This window comes from Nocardioides sp. P5_E3, from assembly GCF_054049275.1.
This window is the reverse complement of record NZ_JBFUMR010000026.1, coordinates 24,687-37,834: the sequence shown is the minus strand read 5'-3', so window position 1 is coordinate 37,834 and position 13,148 is coordinate 24,687. Positions and strand designations below refer to the sequence as shown.

13 protein-coding genes are annotated in these 13,148 nt (G+C 72.2%); 6 read left to right on the top strand and 7 right to left on the bottom strand.

What is annotated here, in order from left to right; genetic code table 11:
* Positions 1 to 5 precede the first annotated feature (5 nt).
* From ACXJKB_RS16490 to ACXJKB_RS16480, 3 genes are read right to left on the bottom strand one after another with little or no spacing between them, the layout of a single operon-like run.
* Complete coding sequence (locus tag ACXJKB_RS16490; RefSeq protein WP_457190226.1) at positions 6 to 1,253, bottom strand: RNA polymerase sigma factor; 1,248 nt, start codon at positions 1,251 to 1,253, stop codon at positions 6 to 8.
* A gap of 8 nt (positions 1,254 to 1,261) precedes the next feature.
* Positions 1,262 to 1,618 carry a YciI family protein gene (locus ACXJKB_RS16485; RefSeq protein ID WP_457190224.1) on the bottom strand — a complete coding sequence of 119 codons (357 nt, stop codon included), beginning with the start codon at positions 1,616 to 1,618 and terminating at the stop codon, positions 1,262 to 1,264.
* Positions 1,619 to 1,660: 42 nt separating this feature from the next.
* Positions 1,661 to 2,011 (bottom strand): YciI family protein, encoded by a 351-nt coding sequence (locus ACXJKB_RS16480; protein WP_457190222.1) that lies wholly within the window; start codon positions 2,009 to 2,011, stop codon positions 1,661 to 1,663.
* A gap of 178 nt (positions 2,012 to 2,189) precedes the next feature.
* On the opposite strand from ACXJKB_RS16480, the gene pgm reads away from it, so the two are divergent.
* The gene (gene pgm / locus ACXJKB_RS16475) at positions 2,190 to 3,833 is read left to right on the top strand and encodes a phosphoglucomutase (alpha-D-glucose-1,6-bisphosphate-dependent) (protein ID WP_457190220.1); all 1,644 of its coding nucleotides are present in this window, start codon (positions 2,190 to 2,192) and stop codon (positions 3,831 to 3,833) included.
* On the opposite strand, the gene ACXJKB_RS16470 is transcribed toward pgm, so the two are convergent.
* The 3 genes from ACXJKB_RS16470 to ACXJKB_RS16460 all read right to left on the bottom strand — a co-directional run bounded on the left by ACXJKB_RS16470 (position 3,814) and on the right by ACXJKB_RS16460 (position 6,398).
* Complete coding sequence (locus ACXJKB_RS16470; RefSeq protein ID WP_457190218.1) at positions 3,814 to 4,173, bottom strand: hypothetical protein; 360 nt, start codon at positions 4,171 to 4,173, stop codon at positions 3,814 to 3,816. The two genes, pgm and ACXJKB_RS16470, sit on opposite strands and share 20 nt — an antisense overlap.
* A gap of 166 nt (positions 4,174 to 4,339) precedes the next feature.
* Complete coding sequence (locus tag ACXJKB_RS16465; protein WP_300052814.1) at positions 4,340 to 4,651, bottom strand: hypothetical protein; 312 nt, start codon at positions 4,649 to 4,651, stop codon at positions 4,340 to 4,342.
* Positions 4,652 to 4,745: 94 nt separating this feature from the next.
* Complete coding sequence (locus ACXJKB_RS16460; protein WP_457190216.1) at positions 4,746 to 6,398, bottom strand: acyl-CoA dehydrogenase family protein; 1,653 nt, start codon at positions 6,396 to 6,398, stop codon at positions 4,746 to 4,748.
* A gap of 109 nt (positions 6,399 to 6,507) precedes the next feature.
* On the opposite strand from ACXJKB_RS16460, the gene ACXJKB_RS16455 reads away from it, so the two are divergent.
* The 3 genes from ACXJKB_RS16455 to ACXJKB_RS16445 are packed head-to-tail and all read left to right on the top strand — an operon-like array spanning position 6,508 to position 9,201.
* Positions 6,508 to 7,473, top strand: a complete 966-nt coding sequence (locus ACXJKB_RS16455; RefSeq protein ID WP_457190214.1) for a YihY/virulence factor BrkB family protein — start codon at positions 6,508 to 6,510, stop codon at positions 7,471 to 7,473.
* 2 nt (positions 7,474 to 7,475) lie between these two features.
* Complete coding sequence (locus ACXJKB_RS16450) at positions 7,476 to 8,573, top strand: potassium channel family protein (protein ID WP_457190212.1); 1,098 nt, start codon at positions 7,476 to 7,478, stop codon at positions 8,571 to 8,573.
* 4 nt (positions 8,574 to 8,577) lie between these two features.
* The gene (locus tag ACXJKB_RS16445) at positions 8,578 to 9,201 is read left to right on the top strand and encodes a hypothetical protein (RefSeq protein WP_457190210.1); all 624 of its coding nucleotides are present in this window, start codon (positions 8,578 to 8,580) and stop codon (positions 9,199 to 9,201) included.
* 17 nt (positions 9,202 to 9,218) lie between these two features.
* On the opposite strand, the gene ACXJKB_RS16440 is transcribed toward ACXJKB_RS16445, so the two are convergent.
* Positions 9,219 to 10,010, bottom strand: a complete 792-nt coding sequence (locus ACXJKB_RS16440; RefSeq protein WP_457190208.1) for an IclR family transcriptional regulator — start codon at positions 10,008 to 10,010, stop codon at positions 9,219 to 9,221.
* Between the two features lie 136 nt (positions 10,011 to 10,146).
* Between ACXJKB_RS16440 and ACXJKB_RS16435 the strand changes: the two genes are divergently transcribed.
* Positions 10,147 to 11,526: an MFS transporter gene (locus ACXJKB_RS16435; protein WP_457190206.1), complete on the top strand. Its 1,380-nt coding sequence runs from the start codon at positions 10,147 to 10,149 to the stop codon at positions 11,524 to 11,526.
* Entirely contained in the window at positions 11,523 to 13,142 is a 1,620-nt protein-coding gene (locus ACXJKB_RS16430) for an arylsulfatase (protein ID WP_457190204.1), read from the top strand. The genes ACXJKB_RS16435 and ACXJKB_RS16430 overlap by 4 nt, the downstream gene beginning before the upstream one ends.
* The last annotated feature ends 6 nt before the right edge of the window (positions 13,143 to 13,148 follow it).

The window sequence follows — 13,148 nt, the reverse complement described above, 5'->3', positions numbered from 1 at the left end:
CCGGACTAGCTGGCTGGCAGAGCGTCGCGCTGCGCGACGAGGAAGGCCGTCTCGACCTCGTTGCGGCAGGCCGCGATCGCCTGGTCGTACGCCGCCCGCGCGGCGTCGACGTCACCCGCGCGGGACAGCAGCTCGGCCCGCACCGCGGCGGGCCGGTGGCTCTGCGGGACCTCCAGCCCCTCGAGCGCGTCGAGGCCGGCGACCGGTCCGTGCTGCTCGGCGACCGCGACGGCTCGGGCCAGCCGGGCCGACGGGGTGGGTGCCACCCGCAGCAGGACGTCGTACAGCCCCACGACGCGGTCCCAGCGAGTCTCCTGGGCCGATGGCGCGGTGGCGTGCTCGGCGGCGATCCGCGCCTGCAGGACGTAGGACGCCGCCAGCGGGGTCAGCGGCCCGGCGAGGTGCGGCCGGGCGAGCAGCCGGGTCGCCTCCGCGATCTCGTCGTGGTGCCACCGGGTGCGGTCCTGGTCGACGAGGAGCACCAGTCGCCCCTCACCCACGCGGGCGTCGCGTCGGGAGTGTTGCAGCAGCATCAGCGCGAGCAGCGCGACGAGCGCCGGCTCGTCCGGACGCAGGCCGAGCACCACGCGCACGAGCCGGATCGCTTCCCCGGACTGGTCGGCGCGCAGCAGGTCGGGGCCGGTGCCGGGGGAGTAGCCGGCGGTGAAGGTGAGGTAGGCGGTCTGCGCCACGACCTCGAGGCGTTCGGGCAGCACGCCGGCGTCGGGCACGGCGAACGGGATGCCGGCCCCGACGATGCGCTTCTTGGCGCGCGTGATCCGCGCGGCCATCGTCGGCTCGGGCACGAGGAACAGCCGGGCGATGTCGGCCGTCGGCACGCCGAGGACCAGCCGCAGGCTCAGCGCGCTGGCTGCCTCCGGTGCCAGCGCCGGGTGGGCGCACATGAGCACCAGGCGCAGCACGTCGTCCTCGACCAGGCTGCCGGCGTCGGCCATGGTGCGGACTCCTTCCTGGTGCTGCTCGGCGTCGAGGAGCAGCAGCGGCTCCTTGCGTCGGGCCACCTCCTCGGTCCGGAGTCGGTCGAGCACCCGTCGTCGCGCCGCGGTCATCAGCCACGCCGGTGGGTTGGCGGGCACGCCGTCGGCTGGCCAGGTGCGGCTCGCCGCCTCGACGGCGTCCCCCAGCGCGTCCTCGACGAGGTCGAGGCGCCGGAACTGCGCGAGGAGCAGGGCCACGAGGCGGCCCCACTCCTCACGCACGACCTGCTCCAGGTCTCCCGAGGCGTCGCCCACGGGCTCGCTCAGAGCTCCACGTCCACCGTCGGGTGGATCTGGATGTCGTACGGCGGCAGCACCCGCAGCAGCTCCACGACGACGTCCAGGTCGGGGGCCTCGAGCAGGTAGAACCCGCCCATCCCCTCGATGACCTCGGCGTAGGGCCCGTCGGTCAGGTAGACCCTGCCGTCGGTCGTGCGCATCACCGTGGCATCGGAAGGGCCGCTCAACGCCTCGCCGGCGAGGATCCGGACACCGTCGCGCGTGTCGCAGGCCTCGCCGAATGCACCGAACTTCGCCATCGCCGCCCCCTGCTCCTCCTCCGTCTGCTCGGACCACGGCTTCTCCGCCCCGTCCCCGATCAGCAGCACCAAGTACTTCATGACGTGCCCTCCTCGCTCGTGCAGTCGGTCATGACCCTCTCCTCATTCCGCCAGCCGGCGCAGCTCGATGTGCTCGCCGCGCGCGGCGAACCGCTCGCACGCCGCTCGCAGCGCGTCCCCGTCCTCCGAGTCGACGAGGTAGAACCCGACCACCTGCTCCGCGGTCTCGCTGAACGGCCCGTCGGTCACCAGTGCGCCACCCGCGCCGTCGGGGCGCATCGACGTCGCCTGCGCCGAGGGCTCGAGCGGGCTGACGGTCACGAGGGTGTGCCCCTCGGCCTCCRGGTCACGCTGGAACTCCTGGTGGGAGCGGTGTCCCTTCTCGTGCTCCTCGGGCGGCAGGTCGGCCCAGTCGGCCTCGGGGGCGGGCAGCAGGATCAGGTAGCGGCTCATCGCCGGTGGCTCCTTCGTGTCGCGGACCACAGGGTTGCGGCCTCACCACTCTGACGGACCGGCCCGGCCCGGATCGACAGCCGACACGGCACTTTCTCGGGCGATCTCCGGACATCTCGGGCCACGGACGCGTCGGGGGTCTTGCCCAACCCACGGCATGACCCGCCAAGATGGGCCCATGGCCACCCACGAGAGAGCCGGACAGCCCGCCCGCACCGAGGACCTGGTGGACGTCTCCCACCTCGTGACGGCCTACTTCGACCTCGAGCCCGATCCCGATGACGTCTCCCAGCAGGTCGCCTTCGGCACGAGCGGCCACCGTGGCACCTCGCTCACCACCTCCTTCAACGAGGTGCACATCGCCGCGACCACCCAGGCGATCTGTGACTACCGCAGGGAGCAGGGCTACGACGGCCCGCTGTTCGTCGGTCGCGACACCCACGCCCTGTCCGAGCCCGCGTGGGCCACGGCGCTGGAGGTGCTGGTCGCCAACGACGTCACGGTGCTGGTCGACGACCGCGACGGCTTCACCCCGACCCCTGCGGTCAGCCACGCGATCCTGCGGGCCAACCAAGGACGTACGACCGGTGCCGGGCTCGCCGACGGCATCGTCGTCACGCCCTCTCACAACCCGCCCCAGGACGGCGGGTTCAAGTACAACCCGCCCCACGGCGGCCCGGCCGACTCCGACGCCACCAGCGTGATCGCGGCCCGCGCCAACGAGCTGATCCGCGGCAACATCGCGGGTGTCCGCCGGGTGTCGTTCGCCAAGGCGCGCGCCGAGGTCGGGTCCTACGACTTCCTCGGCACCTACGTCGACGACCTGCCGTCGGTGCTCGACCTCGACGCGATCCGCGACGCCGGGGTGCGGATCGGCGCCGACCCGCTGGGCGGTGCGAGCGTCGCCTACTGGGGCGAGATCGCCGAGCGGCACCGACTCGACCTGACGGTCGTCAACCCGCTGGTCGACCCGACGTGGCGGTTCATGACGCTCGACTGGGACGGCAAGATCCGCATGGACTGCTCCTCGCCCTACGCCATGGCGTCGCTGGTGAGCCGCAAGGACGAGTACGCCATCGCGACCGGCAACGACGCCGACGCCGACCGGCACGGCATCGTCACCCCTGACGCCGGCCTGATGAACCCCAACCACTTCCTCGCCGTCGCCATCGCCCACCTGTTCGGCGGGGCGCGCCCGGAGTGGTCCGCGGACACCCGCATCGGCAAGACCCTGGTGTCGAGCTCGATGATCGACCGCGTCGCCGAGTCGATCGGCAAGCCGCTGGTCGAGGTGCCGGTCGGCTTCAAGTGGTTCGTGCCCGGATTGATGGACGGTTCCTTCGGCTTCGGCGGCGAGGAGTCGGCGGGCGCCTCCTTCCTGCGGCGTGACGGCTCCACCTGGACCACGGACAAGGACGGCCTGCTGCTCGCCCTGCTGGCCAGCGAGATCCTCGGTTCGACCGGGCGGACGCCCAGCGAGCACTACGCCGAGCTGGTCGCCCGGCACGGCGACCCGGCGTACGCCCGCATCGACGCCCCGGCCGACCGCGAGCAGAAGGCCAAGCTCGGCGCGCTGTCGCCCGACGACGTGTCGGCGACGACGCTGGCGGGGGAGGAGATCACCGGCAAGCTCACCGAGGCGCCCGGCAACGGAGCCAAGATCGGCGGGCTCAAGGTGACGACCGAGTCGGCATGGTTCGCCGCCCGCCCGAGCGGCACCGAGGACGTCTACAAGATCTACGCGGAGTCGTTCCGCGGTCCCGACCACCTCGCCCAGGTGCAGGACGAGGCGCGGGAGGTCGTCAGCGCGGCCTTGCGCTGAGGCCCTGCAGCCTCTCGAGGGACTGCTCGCCCCGCGAGGGGTGCGGCACCGTCACCGGGCCGGCCTCGATCGGCCCGCGCCCGGCCTCACCGTGCGAGCGGGCGTCGGTGGTGTCGGCGTGCTCCATCTGGCCACGGCGGAATCTCACCGCCGTGACCGCGTCGAGCCGGACCAGCGCCTGCCCGTCGCCGTCGTCGAGCACCGCGCCGTGCCCGTCGCAGCCGATCACCCGTCCCTCGAGCCAGCTACCGGCGACCAGGACGCTCACCTCGGCACCGGTGTCCTCGGCGCGCCGCAGCAGCGTCCCCACGCTGAGCATCGTGCTGGAGATCTTCGTCATCCCCCACCTCCCCACAAGGCATCACCCACACCGTGTGGGTGCGGTGAACGTAGGGCGGGCGCGGCCGTCGTACGACGGCTCGGACGAGGGTGGGCCGAGCGTGGGGCAGGACTTCGACGAACCTGCGACGAGCCTGCGGGACAGGACGCCGACTGGTGTGGACCAGTCAGCCGCCGACAGGGCCGGCCTCGATCGGGTCCCGTCGCCGGCGTCCGTGGGGCCGGGCGGACTCGTCGCCCGCCTCGCCACCGGGGTCGTCGATGTCGGCCCGCGAGAAGCTCACGGCGACGATCGAGTCGAGGCGGACGAGCACCTGCTGGGTGTTGCCGTCGTCGAGCACCACCCCGAGGCCGTCGGCGCCGACGATCCGGCCGTCGAGCCAGGTGCCCTGCACCAGCAGGCGCACGGGGGCGCCGGCGTCCTGCGCGTGGCGCAGCAGGGTGCCGACGGTGAACAACGTGCTGCCCTTGGCTGACATCACGACTCCTCTCGATCGGGGGCCAACGCTACGTGGTCGCGGCCGTCGCGAGGCGCCGTCGGTCAGGTGTGTCCTGACAGCCTCGCGCACCCGGTCAGATCCGGGGTGTCGCCCGGTCCACGACCTCGCGCAGCGACCCGCTGTCCAGCATCCCGAACGTGCCGCCGTACGACGTCCCGAACCGGCTGCCACAGAACGCGTCGGCGACCTCGGCGGGCGCGAACCGCACGAGCAGCGATCCCTGCAGGCAGGCGGCCATCCGGCCGGCCAACCGGCGCGCGCCTGCCTCGAGCCCGGCGCCCTCGCCGAGGAGGGCGAGCGTGTCGTCGACCGCCCGGTCCAGCCGACTGTCCGCCCCGCGGGCGGCGCCGACCTCGGTGATCCAGGCCTGCAGCACCTCCGGTTCGCGGCCCAGCGCGCGCAGCACGTCGAGGGCGTTGACGTTGCCCGACCCCTCCCAGATCGAGTTGAGGGGCGACTCGCGGAACATCAGCGGGAGCCCGGAGTCCTCGACGTAGCCGTTTCCGCCGAGGCACTCCAGCGCCTCGGCGACCATCGCCGGGGTGCGCTTGCACACCCAGAACTTCGCGAGCGGCAGCGCGATACGGCGCAGCGCCGCCTCGTGCGGGTCACCGGGCCGGTCCACGGCGGCGGCGAGGCGCATCGCCAGGGCCGTCGCGGCCTCCGACTCCACCGCCAGGTCGGCGACGACGTTCTGCATGAGCGGCTTGTCGACCAGCAGGCCGCCGAACGCCGAGCGGTGGGCGACGTGCCACGACGCCTCGGCCAGCGCGTGGCGCATCAGCGCCGCCGAGCCGAGGACGCAGTCGAGGCGGGTGGCGGCGACCATCTCGATGATCGTCCGGACGCCGCGCCCCTCGTCACCTAGGCGCTGGGCGAGCGTGCCGGTGAGCTCGAGCTCGCTCGACGCGTTGGACCGGTTGCCGAGCTTGTCCTTGAGCCGCACCACGTCGATCCGGTTGCGGGTGCCGTCCTCGAGCACCCGCGGGACGACGAAGCACGTCATCCCGCCGTCGGCCTGCGCCAGCACGAGGAAGACGTCGTTCATCGGGGCCGAGGTGAACCACTTGTGCCCGTCGAGGCGGTACCACCCGTCGTCCGTCGTCGGGGTCGCGCGGGTCTGGTTGGAGCGGACGTCGGAGCCGCCCTGCTTCTCCGTCATGCCCATCCCGGCCAGCGCCCCGGTCTTGGTGGAGCGGCTGCGCACGCCGGGGTCGTAGGACCGGGCAGCCAGCAGGGGCGCCCACTCCTCGGCGACCGCCTCGTCGGCCCGCAGCGCCGGCACGGCGGCGTACGTCATCGAGATCGGACACCCGTGACCCGGCTCGGTCTGCGACCACGCGAAGAAGCCGGCCGCGCGGCGCAGGTGGGCATGCGGGTCGCCGGCCTCCTGCTGCTCCCAGGGCGCGGCCTGCAGCCCGTGGCCGACCGCTCGCTCCATGAGCCAGTGCCACGACGGGTGGAACTCCACCTCGTCGACGCGGTTGCCCCAGCGGTCGTACGGCACCAGCTCGGGGTGGTGGCGGTTGGCCAGCATGCCGTGCTCACGGGCCTCCTCGGTGCCCGCCTCGGCTCCGAGCGGGGTGAGCTCCTCGACGAGCGACGCCGACCCGTGACGGGCCAGCGCCTCGGTGAGGGCGAGGTCCGAGGTGACGACGTTGTGCCCGACGAGGGCGGGTGCCTGGTTGGTCGCGGTGCGGGCATCGACGGAGGGGCGGTCACTCATGGGGCCCACGGTAGAGCCCGCCCGGACGGGGGTGACGAGGACCACGTCGCCGGTCGAACCGCCGCGCAGGTCCGGTCCATCGGTGCGCCCTGTGGATAGCGTGGCCGACATGGTCGAGGCGCGCGAGGACACCCCCGCCCCGCGCCGGGCAGAGGTGCTGCTGCGGCGCTGGCGTGAGCACCTCTGGCGCATCATCGTCACGACCGTCGGGTCGTGCCTGCGGCACCGGGTGACCGGGCTCGCCGCCGAGGCCGCGTTCTTCGCCGTGCTGTCCGTCCCGCCGCTCATCTTCGCCCTCGCCGGCGCGGTGGGCTTCGTGAGCGAGCGGTTCACCGCGACACAGGTCGAGGACGTGAGCAACGCCGTCCTCGAGATCTCCCGCCAGGCGCTGACCGACCGGGCGGTCGACCGGATCATCGCGCCGACCCTGCAGGAGGTGCTCGACGGGGGACGCTACGACGTCATCTCGATCGGGTTCATCCTCGCCCTCTGGTCGGGCTCCCGCGCGCTCAACGTCTTCGTCGACACCATCACGATCATGCACGGCCTGGGCGGCCACCGGGGGATCGTCGCCACCCGTGCCCTCTCGTTCGTGCTCTACGCGCTGGCGATGGTGACCGGCGCCGTGAGCATCCCGCTGGTCGTCGCGGGGCCGTCGCTGGTGGACCGGGTCCTGCCGGAACGGCTCGACTTCGTCAACAGCCTGTACTGGCCGGTCGTGCTCGTGCTGTGCATCTGCTTCCTGGCTACGCTCTACCACGTGTCCGTCCCGGTGCGGACCAACTGGAGCTTCAACCTGCCCGGTGCGGTGTTCGCCCTCTTCTGCTGGATCGCCGGGTCCTACACCCTCCGCTGGGTGCTCACCGTGACCGCGGCCGAGTCGCGCTCGATCTACGGACCGCTGGCAGCACCGATCGCCGTGCTGCTGTGGCTCTACCTGCTCGCGCTCGCCGTGCTGATCGGGGCCGCCGTCAACGCCGCCTTCGACACCGTCTACCCGCAGAAGAGCACGACGCGGGCCCGGCTGGAGCTGGTGCAGCGGCTGCGCGAGCGCATCAGCGTGCGAGACTCCTGACCGTGCGTGCCGACAGCGTCCACCCCAGCGTGGGGCGGGTCTCTCTCCCGGAGACCGAGCGGTCGCCGTGGTGGGAGCTCGGGCGGCGGCTCCTCCTGGCCGCCGCGATCCTCTTCGGCACCGTCCTGCTCGTCTACCTCGACCGCGAGGGCTACAACGACAACGCCCACCCCGGTCGCGACCTGACGCTGCTCGACTCGTTCTACTACACGACCGTCACGCTCAGCACGACCGGCTACGGCGACATCGCCCCGGAGTCGGAGCAGGCCCGGCTGGTCAACGCCCTGGTGATCACGCCCCTTCGCATCGCCTTCCTGGTGCTGCTGATCGGCACCACCCTCGAGGTCCTCGCCTCGCAGGGACGCGAGATGTTCCGGGTCGCCCGGTGGAGGAAGAAGAAGATGGAGAAGCACGTCGTCGTGGTCGGCTACGGCACCAAGGGCCGCAGCGCGATCGATACCCTCGTCAGCAACGGCTACGCCCGCGAGTCGATCGTCGTCGTCGACCCTGGCCTCGTCGCGATGGAGGAGGCCAACCGCGACCAGCTCGTGGGCATCGCCGGCGACGCCACGCGGCGCGGGGTGCTGCGCCAGGCCGGTGTCGAGAAGGCGACCCACGTCATCATCACCACCGACCGCGACGACTCCAACGTGCTCGTCACCCTCACGGTGCGCCAGCTCAACCCGGACGCCTGGATCGTCGCGTCGGTGCGCGAGCACGAGAACGTGCCGCTGATGCGCCAGTCGGGCGCCAACTCGGTCATCACCTCCTCCGACGCCGTCGGCCGCCTGCTCGGCCTGTCGTCGATGTCGCCGATGCTCGGCTCGGTGATGGAGGACCTGATGACCTACGGCGAGGGACTCGAGGTCGCCGAGCGCGAGCTCCTGGTCACCGAGGTGGGCAAGCAGCCGCAGCGGCTGCCCGACCAGGTCATCGCGGTCGTGCGCGACGAGAAGGTCTACCGCTACTTCGACCCCGTGGTCTCGCTGCTGGCCCGCGGCGACAAGCTGATCGTCATCCGACCGGCCAAGGAGCTGCCGTGGGCGCCGCGACCCGGCACGCACGGCGAGGAGCTGGCCGACGAGGACGACCAGGCGTGATCCCGTGATCGCCTCGCACCACCACCGCTTCGTCTTCGTCAAGACCCGCAAGACCGCCGGAACCAGCCTCGAGATCGCGCTGTCGCGCCACTGCGGGCCGACCGACGTCGTCACCCGGATCAGTCCCGAGGACGAGGAGCTGCGCGCCGCCGCCGGGGGAGTCGGACCCCAGAACGACGACACCGAGCCCAGCTCGTACGCCCACATGGGAGCCCGGCGCGTCATCGAGGTGATCGGGCGGGACACCTGGGACGCCTACTTCACCTTCGCGGTCGAGCGGAACCCCTTCGACGTGGTCGCCTCGTCCTACCGCTACAGCGCCCGCAAGCCCACCTTCACCAAGACGTTCGCGGAGTTCGTCCGGACCCCGAAGCGGATGGAGCGGCTCGCGCTCAACGAGCGCCTCTACCGGCTCGACGGCCGCGTCGTCGTCGACCGGGTCTACCGCTACGAGGAGCTGCCGGACGCGGTCGCGGACGTCTCCGCCCGCCTCGGCATCGAGCTCGACCTGCCGCACGCGAAGCAGGGGAGCGGCCCGCACTACCGCGAGCTCTACGGCCCCGGTGACGCCGAGATCGTGGCGGCCCGCTTCGAGCGGACCATCCGTGAGTTCGGCTACGAGTTCTAGCCCTCGCCCAGCCCTCGTCAGGACGCCCGGTGGCCGAGGCGCCCGGAGATCCGGGCCGCTGCGTCCTGGAGCTGGGGCAGCAGCTCGTCCATCCTGCTGGCGGGCAGCCGCTCCGCGGGAGCGGTGACGGACAGCACCGCGGCCAGCGCGCCGTCGGCGCCACGCACGACCACCGACATGGTGTGCACCCCCTCGATGGTCTCCTCGAACGCGCGCGCGTGGCCGGTCCGACGTACCTCCTCGACCTCGCGGCGCAGCTCGTCCGCCGCGGGTGGGTTCACCGGGTCGATGTCGGTGTGCTCGCGGTCGTCGAGGACGCGCAGGATCTCCTCTGCGGGGCGTGCGGCGAGGAGCAGGCGGGCCGGCGCGCCGAACCACAGCGGCAGCGGGCGCCCGACGCTGAACCGCGCACTGAGCCGGCGCTCGGGCTCCACCTGCTCGACGTGGATCAGCCGGTCGCCGTGCCCCACGGACAGGCCCACCGTCTCGCCCACCTCGGCGGCGAGGTCGGTCATCGGCCCGATCGCGGCGGCGTGGAGGCTGAGCCCGCGCTGGTACGCCGATCCGAGCGCGAGGGTGCGCGGACCGAGGCGGTAGCGCCTGGTCGCCGGGTCCCGCACCGCGAGGTCCACGGACTCGAGCTCGACCAGGATCCGCTGGACGGCCGACTTGGACAGCCCGGTCCGCTCGGCGATGGCGCGCACGCTCGGCGGGGCGGTGTCGGCGGCGAGGAGGTCGAGGACGGCGACCGCGCGACGCAGCGTCCCGCGCTCCTCCACACGACTCGCCGGGACGGGTGACAGGTCCACGCAGGCACTCCTCGGTCAGTGGCAGGGGATGGCAGGCACTCCTTGACACGTGCCGTGAGGCACCCGAACACTGTCCGCGGTGTCCCATTACGGGGAGCACTGTCCCATTCATCGGGACATAGCGCAAGGAGATGACATGTCGCAGCCGGGCACGACGGCAACCGCCGGACCGGACTCCGTCCGGGACGAGGCCGAGATCCGACGGGTGGCGGGCGCGAGCCTGCTGGGCTCGGTCGTCGAGTGGTACGACTTCTTCCTCTACGGGACGATGGCCGCGCTGGTCTTCAACAGCCAGTTCTTCCCGACCTTCGACCCGCTGGTCGGCACCATGATCGCCTTCGCGACCTTCGCCGCCGGCTTCGTCACGCGGCCGCTCGGCGGTTTCATCTTCGGCCACTTCGGCGACCGCGTCGGGCGCAAGAAGATGCTCGTGCTGACCATGCTGATCATGGGCCTGTCGACCTTCGCCATGGGCCTGCTGCCCACCTACGCCAGCATCGGCGTCTGGGCGCCCATGCTGCTGCTCCTCCTGCGGATGCTGCAGGGCATCGGCCTGGGCGGCGAGTGGGGCGGTGCCGTCCTGCTGTGCGTCGAGCACGCACCCGACGACCGCCGCGGCTGGTTCTCGTCGTGGCCCCAGCTCGGCGTGCCGATCGGCCTGCTGACCTCCACCCTCGCGGTGACCGTGGTGACCCAGCTGCCCGAGGAGGCGTTCCAGTCGTGGGGCTGGCGCGTGCCCTTCCTCGTCTCGATCGTCCTGGTCGCGGTCGGCCTGGTGATCCGGCTCAGGATCGACGAGCCGCCGGCGTTCAAGGAGATCGAGGAGGCCGACGCCACCGCCGCGCTCCCGCTGGTCGAGGTGTTCCGCAAGTACCCCAAGGTCACCCTGCTGGCGATGGGCGCCCGGGTGAGCGAGAGCGTCACGTTCAACATCTACAACGCCTTCCTCGTCACCTACACCGTCACCGTGCTCGGTCTCGCCGCGTCGGTGGTGCTCGACGCCCTGCTGGTCGCCTCCGTCGTCGGCTTCGTCGCGATCCTGGTCGCCGGCCGCCTCTCGGACCGCTTCGGCCGGCGCCCGGTCTTCGCGACCGGCGCCGGGCTCGCCCTGGTCAGCGCCGTGCCGATCTTCGCGCTGGTCAACACCGAGAACGCCGTGCTGATCACCCTCGGCGTCGTCGTCGGCTGGGGCCTGGCCGCCTGCATCATGTTCGGCCCCGAGGGCGCGATGTTCGCCGAGGTGTTCCCCACCCGCGTGCGCTACTCCGGCATGAGCGCGGTCTACCAGATCGGCGTCATCCCGACCGGCGCCGTCGCACCGCTCATCGGCACCTCGCTGGTGAGCGCGTGGAGCGGCTCGGTGTGGCCGGTGGCGGTCTACGTGATGGCGATGGCCGCGATCTCGCTCGTCTCGGTGCTCTTCCTGCCCGAGACCCACCGCCGCGACCTGCGTGACGCGAGCGCGTACGACGCCACGCCCGACCCGGCGCTCACCGGTGCGGGGTCGCCGCGATGACGGCAACCGACGCCCGCCCCGACGTCCTGCTGGTCCTGGCCGACGACATGGGCTTCTCCGACATCGCCTCCTACGGCGGTGAGATCAGCACGCCGTCACTGGACCGCCTGGCCGCGGGCGGGGTCCGGATGACGCAGTTCTACAACACCGCCCGCTGCAGCCCGTCGCGTGCGTCGCTGATGACCGGGCTGCACCCGCACCAGGTGGGGATCGGCATCCTCAACTTCGACGACGCCCCCGACGGTTACCCGGGCAACCTCAGCGAGGAGTGCGCCACCGTGGCCGAGGTGTGCCGCGACGCCGGCTACGCCACCTACCTGTCGGGCAAGTGGCACCTCGCCGTCGACATGGACAACCCCAACCCGGCGTGGCCCACCCGGCGCGGCTTCGACCGGTTCTTCGGGACGCTCGAGGGGGCCGGATCGTTCTACCGCCCGCGCACCCTCGTGCGGCAGGAGACCAACATCGAGCACGAGGCGGAGGAGAGCGGCTGGTTCTACACCGACGCGATCTCCGACACCGCGGTGCAGTTCCTCGCCGAGCACGAGGAGGAGCGGGGTGACGACCCGTTCTTCCTCTTCCTGTCCTACACCGCGCCGCACTGGCCGCTGCACGCCCACGAGGAGGACATCGCCTCCTATGCCGGTCGCTTCGACGCGGGCTGGGACCAGCTGCGCGAGGAGCGTCTGGAGCGGCTCGTCAAGGAGGGGATCATCGACGCGACGTGGCCGCTCACGCCGCGCGACGAGCGCGTCCCGGCGTGGGAGGAGGTCGTCGACCGCGAGTGGGAGGCCTCCCGCATGGCGACGTACGCCGCCCAGGTCGACCGGATGGACCAGGGGATCGGGCGGGTCCTCGACCAGCTCGAGGCCACCGGCCGACTCGACAACACGCTCGTGGTGTTCCTCTCCGACAACGGCGGGTGCGCCGAGGAGATGCCGCCGGGGGAGGGGGCCCGCGAGTTCGTGACCGCCTTCGTGCCGCTGCAGGAGACGACGCGCGAGGGCGACCCGGTGGTGCCGGGCAACGACCCGTCGCTCCGTCCCGGGCCCGAGTCGACGTACATGTCCTACGGCCGGTCGTGGGCCAACCTCTCCAACACGCCGTTCCGCGAGTACAAGCACTGGGTGCACGAGGGCGGGATCTCCACCCCCTTCATCGCGCACTGGCCGGCGGGGCTGCCGACCGACGGCTCGCTGTGCCGGGTCCCGAGCCAGCTCGTCGACGTGCTGCCCACCATCGCCGACGCGGCCCGTGCCTGCTACCCGACGCAGCGCGACGGGCACGACGTGCCGGCCGTGGAGGGCGTGAGCCTGCTGTCCGCGCTCCGCGGCGAGCCCGACGCCGGCGAGCGCGACCTCTTCTGGGAGCACGAGGGCAACTGCGCCGTACGCCGTGGCCGCTGGAAGCTGGTCCGGAAGCACCGCGGCCCGTGGGAGCTCTACGACATCGAGGCCGACCGCACCGAGCTGGACGACCTGTCGTCGGCGCACCCGGACCTGGTGGCGACCCTCATCGACGCGTGGCAGTCCTGGGCGGACCGCTGCGGCGTCATCCCGCGCGAGAAGGTGCTCGAGCTCTACGCCGCGCGTGGCCACGGTCTCCCGGAGGAATGACTCCGG